This is a genomic window from Petrotoga miotherma DSM 10691, from assembly GCF_002895605.1.
GTDB lineage: Bacteria > Thermotogota > Thermotogae > Petrotogales > Petrotogaceae > Petrotoga > Petrotoga miotherma.
Genome location: NZ_AZRM01000030.1, coordinates 1 through 22,134, shown reverse-complemented (window position 1 = coordinate 22,134; position 22,134 = coordinate 1). Strand labels below are relative to the sequence as shown.

Below are 22,134 nucleotides of genomic sequence, written 5' to 3'. Positions count from 1 at the left end.
CTCTTCTAAAAAGAGTCTTCATTTTATTGACCTATTTGTTTTATACTTATCGCGAAATCGGGACACATTCGTTCACATTGCAAACAACCTGTACATTTTTCTGGATCTGGAACAACTGGCTTACCAAACTCTTCTTCTATTATAGCATTTACGGGACAAATCCAAGAACAGATACCACATTTTTTACAATAATTATAATTTATTATCACTTTAAACTGTTTTTTAGTGGTTTGCATTTGATGTTGCCTCCTCTAAATTATAGTATACTTAAAAATAGACCAGCAGCTATTGCTGAACCTATTACTCCAGCAACATTTGGCCCCATTGCATGCATTAAAATAAAATTACCTGGATCAGTCTCTTGAGCAATATGTTGGGCTACACGAGCTGAATCAGGAACCGCCGAAACACCTGCCGCACCAATCAATGGATTAATTTTCTCTTTCGCGAACAAATTCATCAATTTTGCGAATCCTATTCCGCTTGCCATCGCAACTATAAAAGCAATTGCGCCTAACACTATGATTTTTAAGGTTACCAAAGACAAAAATATATCAGCTGTAGCAGAAACACCTACTGATAACATTAAAAGTATTGTTACTGTGTCTAGGACGTAACGCGAGGCCGCTTCGGCTAATCTACCGGTTACCCCCGATTCTTTCAATAAGTTTCCCAACATAAGCATTCCTACTAAAGGTAGCGCTTGGGGAACCATCAAAGTAACTACAACAGTTGTTATTAGGGGAAAAATAATTCTTTCTTTTTTAGAAACCTCTCTTAACCTTCTCATTCTTATTTTTCTTTCCCTCTTAGAGGTAAATAATTTTGAAACAAAGGGCTGTAGTACTGGGATAAGCGAAATATAAGAATAGGCTGCAACCGCTATAACAGGTAATAAATCAGGAGAAAATTTAGAAGCTATGTATATGGAAGTTGGACCATCAGCACCTCCAATAATACCTATTGCAGCAGCAGAATGAAGATCAAAACCTAAAAAACTTGCCAGTAAAAAACTAATAAATATCCCGACCTGTGCAGCTCCCCCCAGAAGTATCAATTTTGGATTTGCGATCAAATATGAAAAATCAGTTAATGCTCCGATACCTAAAAAAATTAATGGTGGATAAATTCCGGTATCCAATCCCAATTTTATATACCACAACAATCCACCTGGTTGACCATTCTGAGGAGGCATAAGAATACCTGTTAATTCTGGGGGAATGTTAGCTATAACCATACCAAAGCCCAATGGAATTAAAAGAAGTGGTTCTGCGTGTTTTGATATTGCAAAATAGATAATAACCAATCCAAGAACTATCATAAAAAGTTGGGGCCATGAAAGATTTATAAATCCAGTACTTGAAAAAAAGTTGAGTATGCCTTCCGATAGCATTTAAAAACCTCCTCGGAGATAAGTATGAAATTTTTTTCAATTACTTCTACTGTATTTTATTATAACATAATCAAATTTATTGTTTCTACTTTTTATGAAAAAAGAGTTTTTTAATTTTTTTGGTATAATAAAAGTAGAATAAGTTTATCTGTCGAATTAATTTCAAAGTTGATTAATCATAATAATATATTGGAGGTGTTTCTTTGAAATACAGAAAATTTGGTAAGTATGATGTAAAGCTTTCCGCGTTGGGTTTTGGATGTATGAGATTACCCATTTTGAATGACGATCCTTCAAAAATTGATGAAGAAAGGGCCACAGAAATGCTTAGATATGCCATTGATAACGGCCTAAATTATGTTGATACCGCTTATCCTTACCACCAAGGAAATAGTGAATACTTTGTTGGAAGAGCTTTAAAAGATGGCTACAGGGAAAAAGTTTACTTAGCCACTAAAAATCCAGTCTGGTTGGCAAATAAGTACGAAGATTTTGAAAAATATTTAGATGAACAGCTGAAAAAACTTGATACCGAATATATAGATATGTATCTCTTGCACTCTTTGGATAAAGAAAGATGGGATAAGATTTCTCATTTAAACGTTTTGAATTTTCTGGATGAAGCAAAAAGAAAAGGCAAGATAAAGTTCGCCGGATTTTCTTTTCACGACGATTTCAAAACCTTTAAAAAGATCGTTGATTCTTATAACTGGGATTTTTGTCAAATACAATACAATTATCTTGATACACATTTTCAAGCAGGAATCGCCGGATTAAAGTATGCGAAAAGAAAGGGTCTGGCGGTAATTATCATGGAACCAATTAGAGGTGGGAAATTGGCAAACAAATTACCTCAAGAAGCTGTCGAAATCTTGAGTAATTTAGATAAAATCAAATCACCAGCGTACTGGGCGTTAAGATGGGTATGGAACCATCCTGAGGTAACTACTGTTTTGAGTGGAATGTCTACAATGGAACAGGTGATAGAAAATCTCAAATCAGCAGATGATTCAGATGCAAATTCCTTAAGTGAAATAGAATTAAAGACGATTGAACGGGTCAGAAATATTTACAAAAGTAAATCGAAGATAGATTGTACTGGATGTAATTATTGTGTTCCTTGCAAAAATGGCATACCTATTCCTTCAATTTTTAGCATTTACAATGAAGGTTATATATTTGATAACTTACTAGAGGCAAAAGAAAGATATCAATCTTTCATAAAGCAGGGTATAGATGCTTCTATTTGTGAGGAATGTGGGGATTGTGAAGAAGAATGCCCACAGCATATACCTATAAGATTGTTTTTAAAACAAGTAAGAAATGAATTAACTTGATCCAAAATTATGGAGGTGATCTTATGGAGAAAAAAATCCTTGGAAAAACTGGGTTTGAGGTTTCTCTTTTGGGATTAGGCGGGTTTCATATGTTGGAAATTTCAAAGGATGATGTTTCAAAATTAATGGATATTTATATAATGTCAGGCGGTAATTACGTTGAAACTGCTGCTGAATACGGAGATGGTGAATCTGAAAAGAAAATTTCATATGCCTTGAAAGACAGAAGAAATCAAGTAATTCTTGCTAGCAAATGCCATGCTCGAGATAAGAAAAATGCTCAACACTTCGTAGAAAGAACCTTAAAGAACCTGAATACTGATCATTTAGATATTTTGTTTCTCCACCATGTTACCACTCAGGAAGATGTTGAAGCCTTATTGAAAAAAGATTCGGCCTTAGATTATCTATTTCAAGCTAAAAAAGAGGGTATTATAAGAGCTATTGGTGTATCTTTCCATGGTTTGGGGAATTATGCACTTAAACTGATAAAAACAGTAGACTTAGATGTTCTAATGACAGGTTTTAACTACTTAGATATCTTCAATTTTCCGAGTACTTATCAAGAAGTCATTCCTTTTGCAAGATCAAAGAACATGGGAATTGTTGGTATGAAGGCTTTTGCAGATGGTTATCTTTACAGGTCTACTTACGATGCATTAAAATATGCTTTAACTCAAGATTTAGATGTAATGGTCGTAGGAGCAAACTCCGAAGACATGTTAAGAAAAGATATTCATGTAGCTGAAAACTTTAAACCTTTACCAAAAAAATCTATAGAAAATCTGTATTATCGTGCCCCAGAACTTGGAAATTATGTCTGTAGACAATGTGGAAAATGCTTGCCTTGTCCAGAAGATATAGAAATTATGAAAGTGTTTGAGTACGAGGGATGGTACGATAGACAAATGAGGGATTATCAACCCCATGAAGCTCCAGATTATGCACTCAGAGAAAGATTGGCGTTCTGGTTTGGAAACCAAAACGAAGCTAAAATGGCTTATTCCAAACTCAATAAGACCTTCAAAGATTGTACAGCATGTGGGATATGTGAAGAAAGATGTCCTTACGATATACCAATAATAAGAAAAATGAAATTGGTAGACTACAAGCTTGGAAAAGGAGAAATATTTTAAAATATAACTATATTGATAGATACTTTACGCATTTAGGATTTTGAGAGGCTCAAAATAATACCCCGTTTGGTGGATTACCAAACCGGGTATTATTTTTGATATTAGTTGTTAGTGACTTCCTTCATGCTTTTACCTTTCTTAGATATTAGATCCTTATACCAATTTTTATAATCGTTCAAAATCTTATCCTCCGAGATTTCATATATTTCGTTTAGATCAGTAGTCAAATCTATCTCTTCAAAAATTTCAGAAATTAAATCTTTTTTATCAGTAATTTGCTCAATTCCATAAGCATTTACCATATCTAATAAAAGTTCTCTTTCAAACTCTTTCTTTTCTTTTAAATCTTGAAATATTACAGATACTTCGTTTATCATGCTCTTTATTTTTTCTAAATAGTACTCTCTATCTCGTTTTTTCAAATTTTCGTCGAAAATTATATGATCCATTAAATCCATAAACTCCTCTTCCATTTCAATGAACAAATCATACGATTCATTATAGTAGTAAGAGTTTCCTAAAAATTGATCACTGTTTTGCAAATCTGCAATATCTTTTAGCTCATCTTCTATATCTTCCATATTCTTTATAGTAAAATCAATATCGACATCGTCTATATCATCATCGAAGGAATAATCCTCTTCTTCATCATTTTTCCCATTAAACAAATAATTTGTATACCTCTCTAATTCTTGCCGAGGTTCAGAATTTTTCAGAAATTCTTTCGGATTGAGATTATACAGAGAAAAAAAGTCATCTGTAATATTGTTGACATTTTCGTAATTAACGATCGCAATTTTCTCAATTATTTTTTCATAAAATGGAGAGATTTTCTGAGCAATATTTGGAAGTATAGCTACCCGAAAATTATTTGTTTCGTTCAACAGGTTTTTATAAAAACTTTCTATGCTCTTGCGATCACTTTCTATATACATATCAAAATGATCTCCATAGTTATTAGTGAAAATTAAATGATGCTCGATTAAACCTTTACCTATTTTTCTTAAAAATAAAAAAGATAAATTATTGCTTTCATTCAAAGAATATATAAATGACTCCTCTGAAATTATCTCCGAAGTTTGGTTTTCATGATCAGAAGAAAGAACAGAAATTATACTCTTCTTTTTTGACTTAAAAAAAGTATTAATCCTTAAGATTGTCAATATCAACGGGATATATTCTATATCAAAGGTGAGGTTATCCAATTTTCCCTTTCCTTGACCCCGTTCGGGGCGTTTCCTCATTTCATCCAAATTGAATTCGTTATTAAACCATTTGTAATTTCCAAACCTTCCTTCCACTTCATAAATATATTTCTCGTAAATATCAGGATCTTTATTGTTTCTCAACATCGACTCATCTAAGAAAATTTTTTTTACTGATAGAGGCCGAAGTTTCATATAATCACCATAATTACCTTTTAAAATTATCATCACAACACCTCTTTTACATAAAACTTTAAAATTTTTTTGATATGATCAATCCTTCAATCAGTCATATTTGTACAATTTAAAATGATAACCTATAAATATAAATAATACCAATACAATTATAACACCAATTATTTGAAAATCCCAAGTAATTAATCCTATCATACCAAAAACCACGGAAATAATATATGTAACTAATGCCACAAACAATGGTTTTATTTTATATTTTTTTCGAATTTTATCATAAATATGTTCTTTATCCCCTAAAAAAGGAGATTTTTTGCTAAGTAAACGTCTTATCACAGCATAAGCCAAATCAGTAAAATAAAACCCAGTGATAATTAACGAAATGAAATAACCCCCTCTACCAGACCTTCCGGATAGAAAGGAAAAGGAATAAAACAAAACAAAACCCAAAAGATAAGAACCCGCATCACCAAGAAAGATTTTGGCTGGTGGCAAATTGTATAATAGAAATCCAAAAATAGCAAAAGCAAAGATCAACAGTTCGTAATTTTTGGATATCAAAGAAAAGAATAACAAACTCACTATTGCCGTTCCAGCACAGACTCCGTCCATTCCATCAACCATATTTACTCCGTTAACTAAAGCCATCCCAGTTAATACCAAAATAAAAAACTGAAAAGGTTGAATAATTCCTCCGACAAAATATATTGCCATTGAGACAACAATAAACTCGGCAAATAATCTAACATAAGGAGAAACGCTCTTAATATCATCGTAAAGCCCAATAAAAGTTAAAATACTGGCTGGAATTATAAAACCGATATCATGGTAATAAAAGGGTAAGATTGAAAGAAATATAGCAACACCACCCAAATAAGGAATGGGAGCCTTATGAACTTTCAATCTATTGTCAGGCCTATCAACGATATTGTATTTTTTTGCAATTCTTATCATAATGGGAACTAAAATAACCGATAAGACAAAAGAGCTTATAAATTTTATAGCTAACAAATTGGATTCACCTACAACTTTTTAAAATTTATACTTTCTCACCTTTGGTAAAGAGGATTGATTTAATTATACTCCAAAATGTCCCTAAACCATATGAAATATGCAAAAGCAAAAACATAAACAAACTACAAAATAACAATAAGACATTTTTCTCTTTTATAGCATACTTTAATGAAAATAATGTGTCTAATAACAAATATATGAAAAACGGAATCGCTAAAATAATATTAAAAACAGTATTTTTTGACAGAACTAGAACTAAGAATAAGCAAATAAGATAAACTACGAAAATAAGAGGAATGAAATGTCTAAAGGAAATCCCATGAGGAGATATTTTAAGAGTTATATAATTCCAAAAACCATTTGAAAAATTCTTTTTTATAAAATCCCCCAACCCATGTGGAACATAATAATTATTTGTTATTGGTAATAAAAAGATTTTTAAACCCTTTTTCCTCATCCTATAATTAAATTCGATATCTTGATTTCTTAAAAGTCTTTCATTAAAATATCCTACTGTATCAAAAACTTTTCTTCTATAACATGCATATGCAACAGTATCAACTTCTAATGGTTCTTTCACTTGATACCTATGCCTAGCTGCAGTACCAAAGGGGGAAGAATACGAGAAAGCCATCGATTTTTGTAAACAACTTTTAGCATTAACAGGGGTAGCCAAAGACACCCCTCCAACTGCACTCGCTTCTGGATGTTTCATCAAAAATTCAACACTATATTCCACATATTTTTTATCGAATTCTGTATGGGAACCTGCTATAAAAACAAAATTCCCCTTACTATTCTTGATCCCTAAATTTAAACCGTAAGGGGTATATTTTTTTACATTCGTAATGATTTTTATATTATTAATTTTTTCAGCAAATTTCTCTATTATACTAACAGTTCTATCTGTCGATTGACCATCAACGACAATTATTTCATCCGGCTTTCTTGTCTGATTGATTAAAGAATTTAACGCATGCTCGATCGTTTTTTCTTCATTTCTGCAAACTAATATTACTGATACTGAGGGTAAAAAGATTTGTTATCACTCCTCGCATAATATGTATGATGTAAAACTTTAGAAATTCTAAAAATTGTTTGTTAACGCCCCTTCACCCCGTTCCGACCTATACATACAGATATTGGCATATCCTCCAACCAAATAATAGTCTCAACGCTTCATAAAAGGGTAGATCTAAAAAGAATATGAAGTTCTTTTTGTACTTCCTTTTAAGATCTGTTGTCGTTTTGTTTAGATTGTCATAATAGTTGGGGCCCTTTAAATTGATCTTGACTCCCGTTTTGTGTTGTGTAAATAAATCCGTTATAAATTTTTTAGAAGTGGTTTCCGTCGATGATAAAAATATTAGTGGTACATTGTTGAAATAACGTTCAATTTTTTTTGCATACGAATTAAATTGCTGTATATCTTTTTCTTGATAATATTTGTAGAGTAATAGTTCGTAAAGTTCTGAATCTTCTGCCTTGTAAGGTTTAGGATTACCAGTTTGAAATTGTATTCTTTCGTAAAAAGGACAATAACTCGGAGGTTCTACCTTTTCAGAGTTCGATAAAGTTTTGATGCAGTTTATACATGGAGTTTTATCTTCTTTCAAGAGAGCAAAGGTAGAGAAGGCCTTTTCCGAATCAGAAATAAATAGACTTACATAATAGTTTATCAAATTTACAACCCTTTTTGCTCTCCCCTCAAGGTAAGCTTTTGATAAAAAGGATAAAGATTTTTGAAAATCTTTCTCGTAAGCGCTCAGTCCCATGTTTATAAATGAATAATCTAAAAAGGAATTAGACAATTTAATCATTTTATATGCGTTGTAAAAATCTTTCCTTTTTAGAAAGAATAGGCTGAGGGTTAAATAAACTAAACCATTTTTTGGATGTGTACTGATTAGTTCCGTGAAATATTTATTTGCGTCTTCGTCATCCCGCATTATTTTCAAAAAACCTTTGTTTATCTTAGAGTTTATATCTTTCTTTCTTTCAAAAAAACCTTCGGCTTTTTGAAAATCGTTTCTGAATAGGTGCATCAATCCAAATTGATTCGAATATTCTTGAAGAGATTTGTTACTTAACCTTAGTTCAAAAAAATACGATAGTTTTTCGTTCGATAGATCTATATCGTAAATTATCAAATCAAACCAATTATTTATATTGTTTATAGAAACGCTTAATTTTTCTATTTCATAGTCAGCTTTATATATGGTTTTACTCGTTTTCCTTTTCTGATGTGTATCAGGTATTCTTATGCCCTTTTTTTCTAATTCTTTTTCGATTTCTTCTTTTATTTTGTATAAATTTCGCAATCTATCTTCCGCATTATTATTTTCATTTTTATCAGTCAATTTTTTCACTCCTATCCAAAGAGAAACTGAAATAAGAATCCTTACCAATTATTATATGATCGTTCATGTTTATACCTAAGATCTCACCAGATTCCATGATTTTTTTCGTTATGTCTCTATCATGCATGCTTGGTGTGGGATCCCCTGATGGATGATTATGTACTAAAATGAAGGACACTGCGTTGTACATTATAGCTTCTTTAAAAATATCTCGTGGGTGAGCAATTGAAATATTTACCGTTCCATTGGAAATGTCTTTAATAGTTATGATGTGAAGTTTAGAATCTAAAAAAATAGCTCTCACTGTTTCTTTGGTTAGATATATCATGTCCTCACAAACATGGTATGCTTCTTCTGGAGATGTTACCTTTTGGTACTTTTGACGCAATTTTTGAAGGTGATATCTTTTCCCTATTTCTAATGCAGCTTTTAGATTTATTGCGCCAACCTTTCCTACTCCTTTTTCTTCTGAGATTTCTTCAAGTGATATATCGACCAATTGACTCAATGTTTTATATTTTTTTAATATCTGTTCAGAAACATCAAATACGTTATAATTTTTAACTCCATGTCTTAGGATTATGGCTATAAGTTCTTCGTCTTTGAGAGATTGTGGCCCATATTTTTCTAGTTTCTCTCTTGGTTTTAGTTCATCTTCCATTATTTTCTCCTTTTCGGCTTTTAATAGAAATTTTTGGAATATTTGAAATAATTTTATAAGGTTGCGAACATTTGTCTCAATTGCCAATATAATTTTGCTAGAGGTAGGCCCATTATGTTATAGTAATCACCTTCAATTTTTTTTACAAAAACAGCAGCGAAATCTTGAATAGCATAAGCTCCCGCTTTGTCATAGACATTGTTATTACTTATATAAAAATTTATTACTTCTTCATCCAATTTATAAAAAGTCACCTTCGAAACTTCATAAAAAGAAGAAAATTTTTCCATTGATCTTAAAGTTATTCCTGTGTAAACGCAATGAGTTTTATTTGATAAGGTTTTAAGCATGTGGAAAGCTTCATTGTAATTGTGAGGCTTTCCAAATATTTTTCCATCCAAAGTTACTATAGTATCAGCCGTTATTAGAAGCTCTCCCACTGAAATTTCAATATTTTTACTTTTTTTATATGAAATTTCTTGTACAATTTCAGAAGGTGTTGTAGAGTTATAAGTTTCATCAATATTAGCTGTTCTAATCGTAAAATTTTTTGTTATTAATTTTAAAAGCTCTTGTCTTCGAGGGGATGAGGATCCTAAAACTATTTCAACTTTTGAATCTATCAAGGTTGACACTCCTTAAAATATAGTTCACAATTGTTGCGTTTATAAATGCCGTTAATATACCAAAAAAAAGCATGTAAGGGAAATACCAAAAAATATTAGGTGATTTAACAATAAAAAGACTGGCGATTATTAATTGTACAGCGTTGCTGAAAAAGGCTCCTATTTCACTAATCCCTAAGATCCCAAATTTATTGGTAAATTTGAAGGATAAGGACATAAATAAAGCACTGGCCAGTGAACCACCTAATCCCATCCAAAACATGGGAGATAAAAATCTTCCACTTAGTATTGAACCCAGCAAAGTTTTTAACAGAGCTATGTATAAAGTATTAGTAACGCTAATTCCACTCACTACAGACATCAACAAAGGAAAGTTGGAAAATCCCCATCTCGCTCCTGGAACAGAAACAGGCATGGGTAAAAAGGATTCAACATAGTAAATAGCAGAGGCTAATGCGGTTAAAATCGCTATATGAGATATTGTTTTTGTTCTTTTTACCATGTATAGATATCGATCTCCGTGTCATCTTCGGTCCCTAATGGTTTTACAATTATTTCATTTGGAATACAAATAATCGGTTGATTAGGGTTTTCTACCCATCCTGTATTTTCACAGACTTTCAAAGGACATGATGAATCGATAACTCTAATTCTTTGATCTATGTATTCTACATTCATCAATAACTCACCTTCATCATTTTTTATACTGTAAGTGCCTTCCTTAGTTATTTGCAAAATCTTTTCCCTTTTTAAGTAAACTTCTGCACCATTTATCCCTTTTTTTGGATAAGCGTTCATAAAAATCATCACTAAAACTAACAATATTACTACTAAAAGTAAGTATAGATCATTTTTCTTAGTGAATTTCATTGATTATCACATTTTCTCCCGAAAATAGTCAAAACCATTGGTCTCGGTGCTTTCTCCCGTTGGGGATATAACCAAAGCTTGAATGCCAAAATCCGTGAAATAATCTAAGGCAGGGTTATCGTATCCTAAAACGAAAAGAGCCGTAGAAAAGATGTCCGCTATCATTGCTTTTTCTGCTACCACAGTCACACTGGATGCATTTCTTGCTGGGTATCCATCTTCTGGGTCTAAGATATGATGATATTTTTTACCGTCTTGGACAAAAAATCTTTCGTAATCTCCAGATGTAGCCACCGCACCGCTTGCTAAATAAATTGTATCTATGGATTTTAAAGCATCTTGTGAAAAAGGATCCCTTATCCCTATAACCCAGGCAAGTTCTCCAAACTTTGGACCTATTATACCGATATCTCCACCAGCATCGACAAAACCTGTAGCCCCAGGATCTATTTCCTTAATTTTTTGTATGACTAAATCAATTGCATATCCTTTAGCTATTCCTCCTAAGTCCACTTCGACACCATCTTTTAGTAATGAAATTTCTCTCTTTTCTTCGTCGATTTTTATGAATCTGTAATCAACATTTTCTAATGCTTCATTTATTTCTTCTTGGGTTGGAACTTTTTTGGAAGAATTTATATCATCAAATCCCCATAATTTAAGCAGGGGCCTCACAGTGGGGTCGAAAGTTCCACCTGTTATTACTGCATAATTGTAGGTAGCTTGAAATAAAAATAATCCCTCTTCGTCGACTTCAACTTTTCTATCAGTATTTAATTTTTGGACTATACTACCTTCGACGTTGGGACTAAATTTGTTGTGTAATCTATACAACTCTTGTTCTGCTGTGTTCAATAAAACATTTGAAGATACTTTATCCCCTGCTACTTTTACCCTTACAATGGTGCCAAGCACCGGGAACTCTTCTTCTTCGTAAACTGGGTTGGGTTTAGAAAATAATAACAAAGATAATAAAAATATACCTACACCAACAGCAGCTATATATAGATATACTCTCAAACTACGCATATTTTTCTGCCGCAATTTTCACACTCTCCGTTTTTATTTAGATTTTCAATTTTTATGTCGTATCCTTTTCTTTGAATAAGGAGTGTCCCACAATTTGGACAATAAGTATTTTCGTATGTTGAAGACAAAATGTTACCAAGATATACAAAATTGAGATATTTTTTTGCAAGCTTATAAGTTTTTTCTAAAAAGTTGATATCTGTCGGTGGTTCGTTATATTTATATGCAGGAAAATACCGCGATAAATGAAGGGGAATATCTTTAGAAATGCTTGCTAGCCAAGAAAATTCTTCTTCTAGTTCTTCCAAATTATCGTTTACTTTGGGAACTACCAATGTAGTTACTTCAATGTGAATACCTTCTTCATAGGCTATTTTTATCGTTTTTTTAACCGGTTCTAATCTTCCTTTTAATATTTTCATATAATTTTTATCGTCGAATACTTTTAAATCTATATTCATTGCGTCAATATATTGTAGCATAAGTCTCAAAGGTTTTTCGTTTATGAATCCGTTCGTTACTAAAACATTGTAGTTGTCAGGATTAGCATATTTAACTTCTCTTGATGAATCCAAAACGAATTCATACCAAACTATCGGTTCTGAATATGTATACGCAACACCTCGAACACCATAATTATCCATCAAAGATGGGATAGCGTTGGGATATATTTTCTTTTGATATCGAGGTTTTAGATGGGCAATTTCGTAATTTTGGCAAAAAGGACATTTTAAATTACAGCCCCAAGTTCCCAGGGAAAGGATTTTTTCGCCAGGATGAAAGTGAAAAAGTGGCTTTTTTTCTATTGGATCGAGAGCTATACTGGTAACATCCCTATAATTTAATGAATACATCTCACCTTTTATATTTTGCCTAACCCCACATATCCCTGTTTTGCCAGGATATAATATACATTGGTGAGGACATAAGGTGCATTTCAAAATATCGTCTTTAAATTCCTCATAGAACAAGGAATTGATTTTCATTTACTTCACCTCTATTATTTTAAAAAAACCTCTCCACAGTGAATTTGTATATTTCTATTGGTTCATTTTTATAAATACCAGCTTTTAATTTGACTATTCTCAATTGTTCTTCCACAGTATCAACTCCTTCTAGATCAGGTAAAAGAACCCCTCTCTTGTAACCACTTTTAACAACTATTCCAAAGATTTTAGGATCCAACTCATTCATATCATTCACTTTTTCTAAATCTGATAGAACATCAACTGAAATAACTAGATCGTCTAATTCCTTTGGCGAAAGAGGAGGGAACCGTGGATCACTTGTGGCAGCAGCGATCGCATTTTCTCTTATCTCCATGATTAAATTATCGTAAACGGGCATAATGGTACCAATACAACCTCTCAATTCTCCAGAGCTTTTGTGAAGACTCACAAAACATCCTCTTTTTTTGTTAAATAAATCTTTTGGAAGAGTTTCATCAAAATCTATTTTTCTTTTTTCTTTTACATATGCTTCTATCACTTTTCTTGCCCAAATTACATATGGATGGTGTTCATTCAATATTATCACCTCTCAAATTTAAAAACGATTCAAGGCGAATTTCATTCAAAGACAAAAATAACATTTATTAAATTAGAAAGTAAACTTTATTTTTCATTGGTGAATTATAATATATTTTCAAACGACTACACTTCAAAAACAAAATAATAAATATAGTAGCAAGGAGAAAAATAAATATGGCAAAATATGAAAAAACAAGGGTTCTCTCTATCTTAGAGGCGGGTTCATACAACGCGTTTTTTATCGGTACACAAGGTTTTATTTTCACAACTCTTGCTATATATTTCAACGCATCTCCTCTTTTTATATCAGTTATGACCTCTTTTCCTATTATAGCACAGATGTTTCAGATTTTTTCTTCACGAATAAACCAGATTATTGGTTCAAGAAAGAAAAGCTTGGTAATAAACGCGTTTATATCGAGAACTTTATTTGTTTTATTGCCAATTTTTATATTCTTTGATGTGAGATCCGAGTATATTATATTAATTATTATCCTTTTATTTTCTTTTTTCGGAACATTTGTAGGCAACACTTGGACGGTTTTGATTAAAGGGGTTGTTCCCTTTGAACAAAGAGGTAAATATTTCGGAATTCGTAATATATTCTCTTCCATAACTGGTATAATAATGCTGTATCTTTATTCTATATTTTTAGAATTTCCAAATTTTAAAACAGGGTTATTACTGGTTACAGGCTTTATGGCATTTTTTTCAGTTCTGTCAGCTTTTTTGTTGATGAAACATGAGTTTCCCGAAGAAAGTGAAAAAATTTCCACCTTTAATCTAAACATTTTTGTACCTTTTAAAGATAGAAACTTTAAAAACTTCCTACTTTTTATGTTTGTTTGGAGTTTTGCCATAGAATTTGCAAGGCCTTACTTTTCCTATTATGAAGTAGCGATTTTGAATATAAATTATCAATTTCTTGGAAATATGGGAATAATAACAAGCGTTATCTCTATTTTTTTATATCTATTTTTTGGAGTAGTGGCAGACAGGTTTGGCAGCAAAAACGTTCTAAGTTTGGGGATTTTATTGTCAACTTTCAGCCCTTTGATGTACTTTTTAATGAATGCAACGAATTATAGGAGTATCGAATTATTAAATGCTATATTTTCCGCCTTTGCTTGGTCGGCAATAAATTTAGCTATTTTCAATCTACTTTTAGAAATATCCAAAGAGCCATCCGAAAATTATATCGCGGCCAACTCCTTCATCGCCGGGATTGCGGCTATTTTTGGCTCGTTGAGTGGGGGTCTCTTAGCAAATCATCTAAAAAATATAGAGATTCATTTTATGGGGGACCCCTATCATGGGATTCAATTGATTTTTATCATAGGATTCATATTAAGGATCATATCTGTTATTCTATTAACTGAAGTTGAGGCAATGGAAAAGCCCATTAGATATAAAGGAATATTCTCACCCGAAGCAGCTTTGTTTAAAAGAAGAGAAATCAATTTTCCTTTTGATTTATTCAGAAGGAACAGAAGGAAAATCAAAAAAAGTGAACTTCCCCCTTCCGTTGATGTAGAAAACGAAGAGAAAAATCAAGTAGTTACAAATGACAATAAAGAAGATAAGGAATAAATTCAATCTTTGATTTAATAAAGCAGAGAGTGTAAAATTAGATTGACACCATTCATCAAAAATTTAGGAGGTCGCATTAATGGATATTGGAAAAAGATATATGCCACACGAACTTGAAAATAGATGGTATAAGATTTGGGAAGAATCCCATTCCTTTGAGCCAAGACAAGGAAACGATAAGTTCAGTATAGTAATTCCGCCTCCAAATATAACTGGCAAAATACATATTGGTCATGCTTTAAATATCGTTCTTCAGGATATCTCCGTAAGATATAATAGAATGAAAGGGAAGGAAACAGTTTGGATACCCGGAGAAGATCATGCGGGGATAGCAACACAACATGTTGTTGAAAAATATCTTTTAAAAGAAGAAGGTAAAAGAAGAGAAGATTATACTAGAGAAGAATTTTTAAAAATTACTTGGGATTGGGCAAACAAATATCGTAATCACATACGTGAACAGATAAAAGCATTGGCAGCCTCTGTCGATTGGAGCAGAGAAAGATTCACTTTAGATGAAGGGCTCAACCAAGCGGTAAGAAAGGTCTTCGTTTCTTTGTACAATGAAGGTTTAATATACAAAGGAAAATATATAGTAAATTGGTGTCCTTCCTGTGGAACCGTCCTGGCAGACGATGAGGTTGAACACAGCGAAGAAAAAGGCAAACTTTGGTATATAAAATATCGTCTTGAAAATACTCAAAATTATGTAACTGTAGCAACCACTAGACCTGAAACTATGTTAGGAGATACAGCTCTCGCTGTTAATCCTTCAGATGAAAGGTATAAAAATTTGGTTGGAAAAATCGCTATTTTGCCAATTGTCGGAAGGAAACTGAAAATTATAGCGGATCCTTACGTAGACCCAAACTTTGGTACAGGTGTCGTCAAGGTTACACCTGCCCATGATCCCAACGATTATCAAATTGGTTTAAGACACAACTTGGAAAGAATACAAATTATAGACGAAAATGCAAAGATAAACGAAAATGGCGGCAAGTACGCTGGATTAGATAGGTATATAGCTAGAAAAAGAATAGTCGAAGACTTGAAAAAAGAGGGATTATTAGAAAAAGAGGAAGATTATACTCATTCAGTCGGTCATTGTTACAGATGTGGCACCGTTATAGAACCTCTTCTTTTGGATCAATGGTTTGTGAAAATGAAACCCTTAGCAGAAAAAGCAATCCAAGTAGTGGAAAATGATGAAATAAAATTTTACCCCGAAAGATGGAAAAAAGTGTATCTTAACTGGATGTATGAAATAAGGGATTGGTGTATATCAAGACAGCTTTGGTGGGGACATAGAATCCCCGTTTGGTATTGCCAAAACTGCGGGCATGTGAATGTATCCGTCGAAGACGTTAAAAAGTGTGAAAAATGTGGCTCTACGGATCTAAAACAAGATGAGGATGTACTAGATACGTGGTTTTCTTCAGCTCTTTGGCCTTTTTCTACCCTAGGATGGCCCGAAAAAACGGAAGATCTTAAAAAATTCTATCCAACCGATTTGTTAGTCACCGGATTTGATATAATCTTTTTTTGGGTTGCAAGAATGATAATGATGGGAGAAAAGTTCATGGGGGAGAAGCCCTTTCATGATGTTTACCTACATCAATTGATAAGAGACAAATATGGAAGAAAGATGTCTAAATCGTTGGGCAACGGTATAGATCCCTTAGAAGTAATTAACGAATATGGAACGGATCCTGTTAGATTTACTTTAGCAATTTTAGCTGCTCAAGGAAGAGATATTAAATTAGATGTTGGATCCTTCGATGCCTACAGAAAGTTTGCAAATAAAATATGGAATGCCGCTAGATTTGTACTCTTAAATATGGAAGACTACGAGAAAATTGTACTGAAAGAAGAAGATTTAAAAATCGAAGACAAATGGATTTTAACCAGATTGAATTCTACAATACTAGAAATATCCAAAGATTTAGAAGTTTATAACTACGATCAAGCTGCAAGAAAACTATATGATTTTTTCTGGAATGAATTATGTGATTGGTATATAGAAGCCTCAAAAAATAGGTTAAATTCGAGTGGTAAAGATAAATTGGTAGTACAAAATGTTATTCTGCAAGTCTTTGATTCTTCATTACGTTTATTACATCCTTTTATGCCTTATATATCGGAAGAACTATGGCAAAAATTGCCTATAGAGAAAGATTCAGAATTATTGATAAGCGCTAAGTGGCCAGAGAGTAACGAGAATAATATTTATCCTGAATCAGAAAAGGTATTCTTGAAGATTATGGAGTTAGTTAAGGGTGTAAGGAACGTTAAAGCCGAAATGGATATACCCCAAACACAAAAGGTTGACTTGAAATACAAAATTGTCGCAAAAAACGACGATTTTATAGAAAAAAACATAAGTTTAATTGAACATTTAGCTTTTTTGAAAGATATAACTCAAACCGAAGTGAAACCAGCAAAATCTGCCACTGCTTATGTAGATGAAAGTGTAGAAGTTTACATACCTTTAGGTGATTACATAGACATCGATACAGAGAAACAAAGGTTAACAAAAAAATTGGAAAAGCTAGCAAAAGATATAGAATTATATAATAAAAAATTATCAAATAAAAATTTCGTCGAAAAGGCTGATCCGGATGTAGTAGAAAAAACAAAAGAAGATTTGATAGAAAGTGAGAAAAAATATCAAAAATTGCAAACACTCTTAAAGGAGATTAGTTAAATGGAATTTACCAATTTAGTTGATTATCTTTATCAAAGAGGAGCAGCAAATTTCAAGGTGAAATTAGGTCTCGAAAGGATAGAAGAATTAACTAAACGTATAGGATGCCCGCAGAATTCGTTCAAAAGTATACACGTCACAGGTACTAACGGAAAAGGAAGTGTTACCACTGCACTTTCACAAATTTTAAGATATAATGGAATGAAAGTTGGAACCTTTATATCCCCACATTTGGTTTCATTAACCGAGAGAATAAAAATAAATGGGGAAAACATTTCTGAGAGAGAATTTGTGCAGATATACAATGAGATTGAAGAAGAAATAAAAAAAATGGATCTGAAAGGTGAAGAATATGCACCATCATTTTTTGAAATAACAACAGCTATGGCCTTTAAGTATTTTGAAAAGCAAAAAGTGGATGTAGGAATCATTGAAGTGGGTTTAGGAGGAAGGTTGGATGCTACTAATGTTATCAATTCTGATGTTTCAGTCATAACCTCTATATCTAAAGACCATATCAAAACTTTAGGTAATACTCTTGAAGCGATAGCTTATGAAAAAGCAGGTATCATAAAGAAAAACAATTTTTTGGTATTGGGAAATATAGACGAAAGCCCAAAAAAAGTTATCTTAAATAAAGCTAAAGAAGTCAATGCAGAAAAAGTTTATGAACATGGAAAAGATTTTAATTCTACCAACCATAGATATTTTATTAACAATAATATGTTAGATTATTATGGTATTAATTCTGAAATTAAAGATCTGATTTTTGGTGCCAACGGGACGTTCCAAATGGAAAACGTTACAACATCTTTGGCAGTAGTAGAAGCGTTTATGCAAAAATTTGGAAAAGCTCTATCTATTGAGAAAATCCGAGAAGCTATGGCAAACTTTTATTGGGAAGGTAGGTTTGAGTACACAGAAATAAACGGTAAAAAGATAGTTTTCGACGGTGCCCACAATTTTGCTGCTGCCCAACAATTAGAAAAAAGCATCAATCTTTACTTTCCTACTCAGAAAAAAATTGCCTTGATTGGGATATTGGATGATAAAGACTACAAAAAAATGTCACAAATTTTTGCTTCAGTTTTTGATAAAATTATTGTAACATCAGTTCCTACCGAAAGGGGAAGACATCCTGAATTAATATATGAAGAATTTAAAAAGCATACCAAAAATGTTGAGTTTATAAAAGACCCTTCGGAAGGTTTCAATAAGCTTTTATCAGAAAAAAGTGATATTTATTTTTTCACTGGTTCTTTGTATCTCCTTGGAAAAATCAAAGAATTAATATCCACTAATTTAGTAGCATTGTAGATATCTTTTATCGAGGTATATAATATGATAAGAAAAATTAACGCAACAATTGAAGATTTTGAGGACGAAAAAGTTCTAATCAAAATTGGAGCTTTAACTCTGGAAGCGTATCCTTCGTTCAACGTTATAAGATACTTAAAAAAGGGTGACAAATACGAATTCTTCGCATCCCTGGAAATAAGCGAATGGAACACATCACTCTATATTTTTAAAGATAAAATAGAAAGAGATGTTTTTGAAAGTTTAAAGAAAGTTTCAAAAATCGGACCAAGAATTGCTTCAAAAATCCTTAGAAAAACGGATGCAGAAGAATTTATACAAATGATAAACTCCCAAGATACAACGCTCCTTTCAAACCTGCCTGGCATAGGTAAGAAAACAGCCGAAAGACTAATATCTGAACTTTCTGATTCTTTCAGTGCCTATTCAGCTGGGGTAGGCGCTCAATCGTATGGAAATAATAATGTAAAAGAAGCTATAGAAGCTTTAGAAACTCTTGGATTTCAAAGATATGAAATTATGAAGGTCATAGGTCAACTTGATCTAGAAGAACTAAAAACGGAAGAAATAATTAAAGAATGCCTTACAAGGCTGTAGGTAATTTTCTGGTGGGATTTGCGAAGCGAAGAGGCGCTAACAAAAATCTTTAGAAATTAAAAAAATTTCAAAAAAATCTTTTGATTTTAAAGGGTCACAGGGCGAAGCCCTCCACCCCTTGTTGGACTTAGGGACCGTAGGTCCCTTCCTTAAGAAGGGTGGAGAGGTGGGTAGGGGCGCTAAAAATTATGAAAGGAGGAGGTAGATATAAAAGTATTAATACTTGCTGCTGGGCAAGGAAAACGAATGAAATCAAAGATCCCAAAAGTTGCACATAAAATTCTAGATAAGCCAATGATAAATTGGGTCATAGATGTTGCAGGAAAAATAACCGACGAAATCGGGATAGTCCTAGGAAATGGTAAAGATCTAGTAAAAGAATTGTTGGATGAAAATGTTAAAATTTTTGAGCAAAAAGAAAGATTAGGAACGGGTCATGCTGTACTCTGTGCAGAACAATTTCTCGATGATAGCGATATCTTGATACTTTACGGCGATGTGCCATTTATCTCTTACCAAACTTTAAATTCTCTCATTGAAAAACATTTAAAAGATAATAACAGTTCGACTATACTCTCAGTAAAATTAGAGGATCCAACTGGTTATGGACGCATAATAAAAAACGAAGATAAATTTGTTAAAATTGTTGAGGAAAAAGATGCCGATACTTTTGAAAAGCAAATAAAAGAAGTTTATACAGGAATTGCTGTTTACAAAGGAGAGCAATTAAAAGAAGCCTTACACCGTATCACTCCACAAAATGCCCAGGGAGAATATTATTTAACCGATGTTTTTGAACTTCTGGAAAAAGTTGGTGTGGTAGAATTAGAAAATGAAATAGAGGTTATTGGTATAAACGATAGGATACAGTTAGCAGAAGCTGAAAAAAAGATAAGAAAAGAAATTTTAAAGAAACACATGCTAAATGGAGTTACAATACAGGATCCAGATTCTACATACATCTCCGCTGATGTAAGTATTGGCGCTGATACAATAATTTATCCTCAAACATTTATATACGGAAAAACGACCATTGGAAAAGATTGTGAAATAGGTCCATTAACAAGGATCAAAGATTGTATTATAGAAGACAATGTGAAAATAATTCGCTCAGAATGCGAATTAAGTAGAATACAAAAAAATGTTTCTATAGGTCCTTTTTCAAGGCTAAGAGAAGGAACAGAGTTGCAAGAAAACGTTAAAATAGGTAATTTTGTTGAAACTAAGAAAACTAAAATATCTTGCAACAGTAAAGCACAGCATTTAACTTATTTAGGTGACACTTATGTTGGGAGAAATGTAAACATTGGTGCAGGAACTATAACATGTAACTACGATGGTAAGAAAAAGAACAAGACCTTTATAGATGATGGAGCCTTTATTGGAAGTAACACCTCTTTAGTTGCACCTGTTAATATTGGAAAAAATTCTCTTGTAGGAGCTGGGTCTGTGATAACAAAAGATGTGCCAGACAATGCTTTAACCTTAGCAAGAGCACATCAAATAAACAAAGAAAATTGGGTGTTAAAAAGGGATTCACAAAATGTAGAGAAGGGAGTATAAAAATGTCAACTAAAGAGAATCAATTCAAAGTGTTTGCAGGAAACTCTAACCCTCTTTTAGCTAAAAAAATTGTCGAATACATGGACACAAGATTGGGTGACTGCGAAGTATCAACTTTTGCAGATGGTGAAGTAAATGTAAAAATTAACGAAACAGTGAGAGGATTCGATGTATATTTAATTCAATCCATAGCTCCGCCTGTAAATAATAATATCATGGAATTGCTGATAATGATCGATGCCCTGAGAAGGGCTTCTGCTGCATCTATATCTGTTATAATTCCATACTTTGGGTATGCTCGTCAAGATAGAAAAGCCAGGGGTAGAGATCCAATTACTGCAAAGCTTGTTGCCAACTTAATTACAACTGCTGGCGCAACTAGGGTAGTGACAATTGATCTTCATGCCGAACAAATCCAAGGTTTCTTTGATATACCAGTTGATAATCTTTGGAGTTTCCCGATTTTTTCAAAATATTTTTTAGAAGAAATGAAATTGACACAACATGACACCGTGGTAGTATCCCCGGATGTTGGTGGCGTAAAACGAGCTAGAAAGTTTGCCCAAAAATTAGGATCTTCTTTAGCTATCCTCGACAAAAGAAGGCCTAAAGATAACGTTGCTGAAGTAATAAACGTAATAGGAGAGGTAGAGGGTGCTAATTGTATAATATTTGATGATATAATAGATACTGGTGGATCTCTTGTAGCTGCTGCTGAAACTCTACATAATAAAGGTGCAAAAAAAATTATCGCTGCCGCTACACATGGGATATTTTCACTAAATGCCGTTGAAAAATTGCAAAATTCAAGTATTGATAAAATAATTGTTACAGATACAATATATCATAAAGAATTGCCTGACAAATTTGTGGAATTAAACTCCTCTGAACTTTTGGGAGAAGCGATAGTCAGAATAAGAAAAAATTTATCTGTTAGTATACTTTTCAGATAATTAACGGTTGGGAAGCTAGGAAAAAGGATTATTTTCTTTTCCTTATGGGTGGGGAGCG

Annotated in this window: 21 protein-coding genes; 8 read left to right on the top strand and 13 right to left on the bottom strand. The window is 32.7% G+C overall.

Annotated elements, in window-relative coordinates; all coding sequences use genetic code 11:
• Positions 1–23 precede the first annotated feature (23 nt).
• Together X928_RS06485 and X928_RS06480 are read right to left on the bottom strand one after the other, a co-directional pair.
• On the bottom strand, positions 24–236 hold the full coding sequence (locus tag X928_RS06485; RefSeq protein ID WP_103079011.1) for a 4Fe-4S dicluster domain-containing protein: 213 nt from the start codon (positions 234–236) through the stop codon (positions 24–26).
• A gap of 20 nt (positions 237–256) precedes the next feature.
• Positions 257–1,393 carry a sodium ion-translocating decarboxylase subunit beta gene (locus X928_RS06480; protein ID WP_103079010.1) on the bottom strand — a complete coding sequence of 379 codons (1,137 nt, stop codon included), beginning with the start codon at positions 1,391–1,393 and terminating at the stop codon, positions 257–259.
• Between the two features lie 203 nt (positions 1,394–1,596).
• Between X928_RS06480 and X928_RS06475 the strand changes: the two genes are divergently transcribed.
• Together X928_RS06475 and X928_RS06470 are read left to right on the top strand one after the other, a co-directional pair.
• Entirely contained in the window at positions 1,597–2,730 is a 1,134-nt protein-coding gene (locus tag X928_RS06475; RefSeq protein ID WP_103079009.1) for an aldo/keto reductase, read from the top strand.
• Positions 2,731–2,753: 23 nt separating this feature from the next.
• Positions 2,754–3,866, top strand: coding sequence for an aldo/keto reductase (locus X928_RS06470; protein ID WP_103079008.1), 1,113 nt, complete (start codon positions 2,754–2,756; stop codon positions 3,864–3,866).
• Positions 3,867–3,967: 101 nt separating this feature from the next.
• Here X928_RS06470 and X928_RS06465 read toward each other — a convergent pair whose 3' ends face one another.
• The 11 genes from X928_RS06465 to amrA form a co-directional block, all read right to left on the bottom strand.
• Positions 3,968–5,299 carry a hypothetical protein gene (locus tag X928_RS06465; protein ID WP_103079007.1) on the bottom strand — a complete coding sequence of 444 codons (1,332 nt, stop codon included), beginning with the start codon at positions 5,297–5,299 and terminating at the stop codon, positions 3,968–3,970.
• Between the two features lie 57 nt (positions 5,300–5,356).
• Entirely contained in the window at positions 5,357–6,274 is a 918-nt protein-coding gene (locus tag X928_RS06460) for a glycosyltransferase family 4 protein (protein ID WP_103079006.1), read from the bottom strand.
• Positions 6,275–6,302: 28 nt separating this feature from the next.
• On the bottom strand, positions 6,303–7,316 hold the full coding sequence (locus tag X928_RS06455) for a glycosyltransferase family 2 protein (RefSeq protein ID WP_103079005.1): 1,014 nt from the start codon (positions 7,314–7,316) through the stop codon (positions 6,303–6,305).
• Positions 7,317–7,404: 88 nt separating this feature from the next.
• Complete coding sequence (locus tag X928_RS06450; protein WP_103079004.1) at positions 7,405–8,637, bottom strand: tetratricopeptide repeat protein; 1,233 nt, start codon at positions 8,635–8,637, stop codon at positions 7,405–7,407.
• Positions 8,630–9,298 (bottom strand): RadC family protein, encoded by a 669-nt coding sequence (gene radC / locus X928_RS06445; RefSeq protein WP_103079003.1) that lies wholly within the window; start codon positions 9,296–9,298, stop codon positions 8,630–8,632. The genes X928_RS06450 and radC overlap by 8 nt, the downstream gene beginning before the upstream one ends.
• 53 nt (positions 9,299–9,351) lie before the next feature.
• Positions 9,352–9,924, bottom strand: a complete 573-nt coding sequence (locus X928_RS06440) for a nucleoside triphosphate pyrophosphatase (RefSeq protein ID WP_103079002.1) — start codon at positions 9,922–9,924, stop codon at positions 9,352–9,354.
• Positions 9,905–10,426 (bottom strand): Gx transporter family protein, encoded by a 522-nt coding sequence (locus X928_RS06435; protein ID WP_103079001.1) that lies wholly within the window; start codon positions 10,424–10,426, stop codon positions 9,905–9,907. The genes X928_RS06440 and X928_RS06435 overlap by 20 nt, the downstream gene beginning before the upstream one ends.
• The gene (locus X928_RS06430; protein ID WP_103079000.1) at positions 10,420–10,794 is read right to left on the bottom strand and encodes a NusG domain II-containing protein; all 375 of its coding nucleotides are present in this window, start codon (positions 10,792–10,794) and stop codon (positions 10,420–10,422) included. The genes X928_RS06435 and X928_RS06430 overlap by 7 nt, the downstream gene beginning before the upstream one ends.
• Before the next feature lie 6 nt (positions 10,795–10,800).
• On the bottom strand, positions 10,801–11,838 hold the full coding sequence (locus X928_RS06425) for an FAD:protein FMN transferase (protein WP_103078999.1): 1,038 nt from the start codon (positions 11,836–11,838) through the stop codon (positions 10,801–10,803).
• Positions 11,811–12,809 carry an AmmeMemoRadiSam system radical SAM enzyme gene (gene amrS, locus X928_RS06420; protein WP_103078998.1) on the bottom strand — a complete coding sequence of 333 codons (999 nt, stop codon included), beginning with the start codon at positions 12,807–12,809 and terminating at the stop codon, positions 11,811–11,813. Before amrS ends, X928_RS06425 begins: the two co-directional genes overlap by 28 nt.
• A 19-nt stretch (positions 12,810–12,828) precedes the next feature.
• Entirely contained in the window at positions 12,829–13,350 is a 522-nt protein-coding gene (gene amrA / locus X928_RS06415) for an AmmeMemoRadiSam system protein A (RefSeq protein WP_103078997.1), read from the bottom strand.
• 176 nt (positions 13,351–13,526) lie between these two features.
• On the opposite strand from amrA, the gene X928_RS06410 reads away from it, so the two are divergent.
• From X928_RS06410 to X928_RS06385, 6 genes are all read left to right on the top strand, one after another.
• The gene (locus tag X928_RS06410) at positions 13,527–14,942 is read left to right on the top strand and encodes an MFS transporter (RefSeq protein ID WP_103078996.1); all 1,416 of its coding nucleotides are present in this window, start codon (positions 13,527–13,529) and stop codon (positions 14,940–14,942) included.
• A 79-nt stretch (positions 14,943–15,021) separates the two neighbouring features.
• Complete coding sequence (locus X928_RS06405; RefSeq protein WP_103078995.1) at positions 15,022–17,646, top strand: valine--tRNA ligase; 2,625 nt, start codon at positions 15,022–15,024, stop codon at positions 17,644–17,646.
• Complete coding sequence (locus tag X928_RS06400) at positions 17,647–18,963, top strand: bifunctional folylpolyglutamate synthase/dihydrofolate synthase (protein WP_103078994.1); 1,317 nt, start codon at positions 17,647–17,649, stop codon at positions 18,961–18,963.
• A gap of 24 nt (positions 18,964–18,987) precedes the next feature.
• Positions 18,988–19,560 carry a Holliday junction branch migration protein RuvA gene (ruvA, locus tag X928_RS06395; RefSeq protein ID WP_103078993.1) on the top strand — a complete coding sequence of 191 codons (573 nt, stop codon included), beginning with the start codon at positions 18,988–18,990 and terminating at the stop codon, positions 19,558–19,560.
• A 207-nt stretch (positions 19,561–19,767) separates the two neighbouring features.
• Positions 19,768–21,123, top strand: coding sequence for a bifunctional UDP-N-acetylglucosamine diphosphorylase/glucosamine-1-phosphate N-acetyltransferase GlmU (glmU, locus tag X928_RS06390; RefSeq protein WP_103078992.1), 1,356 nt, complete (start codon positions 19,768–19,770; stop codon positions 21,121–21,123).
• A 2-nt stretch (positions 21,124–21,125) separates the two neighbouring features.
• Positions 21,126–22,076 carry a ribose-phosphate pyrophosphokinase gene (locus tag X928_RS06385; protein WP_103078991.1) on the top strand — a complete coding sequence of 317 codons (951 nt, stop codon included), beginning with the start codon at positions 21,126–21,128 and terminating at the stop codon, positions 22,074–22,076.
• Positions 22,077–22,134: the final 58 nt, after the last annotated feature.

Bases quoted from the DNA above. Each gene is read 5' to 3' on its own strand.
- X928_RS06465 (WP_103079007.1), bottom strand. From the start codon at position 5,299: ATGATAATTTTAAAAGGTAATTATGGTGATTATATGAAACTTCGGCCT.
- X928_RS06410 (WP_103078996.1), top strand. From the start codon at position 13,527: ATGGCAAAATATGAAAAAACAAGGGTTCTCTCTATCTTAGAGGCGGGT.
- ruvA (WP_103078993.1), top strand. From the start codon at position 18,988: ATGATAAGAAAAATTAACGCAACAATTGAAGATTTTGAGGACGAAAAA.
- X928_RS06435 (WP_103079001.1), bottom strand. From the start codon at position 10,426: ATGGTAAAAAGAACAAAAACAATATCTCATATAGCGATTTTAACCGCA.
- amrS (WP_103078998.1), bottom strand. From the start codon at position 12,809: ATGAAAATCAATTCCTTGTTCTATGAGGAATTTAAAGACGATATTTTG.
- X928_RS06405 (WP_103078995.1), top strand. From the start codon at position 15,022: ATGGATATTGGAAAAAGATATATGCCACACGAACTTGAAAATAGATGG.
- X928_RS06400 (WP_103078994.1), top strand. From the start codon at position 17,647: ATGGAATTTACCAATTTAGTTGATTATCTTTATCAAAGAGGAGCAGCA.
- X928_RS06385 (WP_103078991.1), top strand. From the start codon at position 21,126: ATGTCAACTAAAGAGAATCAATTCAAAGTGTTTGCAGGAAACTCTAAC.
- X928_RS06485 (WP_103079011.1), bottom strand. From the start codon at position 236: ATGCAAACCACTAAAAAACAGTTTAAAGTGATAATAAATTATAATTAT.
- X928_RS06430 (WP_103079000.1), bottom strand. From the start codon at position 10,794: ATGAAATTCACTAAGAAAAATGATCTATACTTACTTTTAGTAGTAATA.
- X928_RS06480 (WP_103079010.1), bottom strand. From the start codon at position 1,393: ATGCTATCGGAAGGCATACTCAACTTTTTTTCAAGTACTGGATTTATA.
- X928_RS06470 (WP_103079008.1), top strand. From the start codon at position 2,754: ATGGAGAAAAAAATCCTTGGAAAAACTGGGTTTGAGGTTTCTCTTTTG.
- radC (WP_103079003.1), bottom strand. From the start codon at position 9,298: ATGGAAGATGAACTAAAACCAAGAGAGAAACTAGAAAAATATGGGCCA.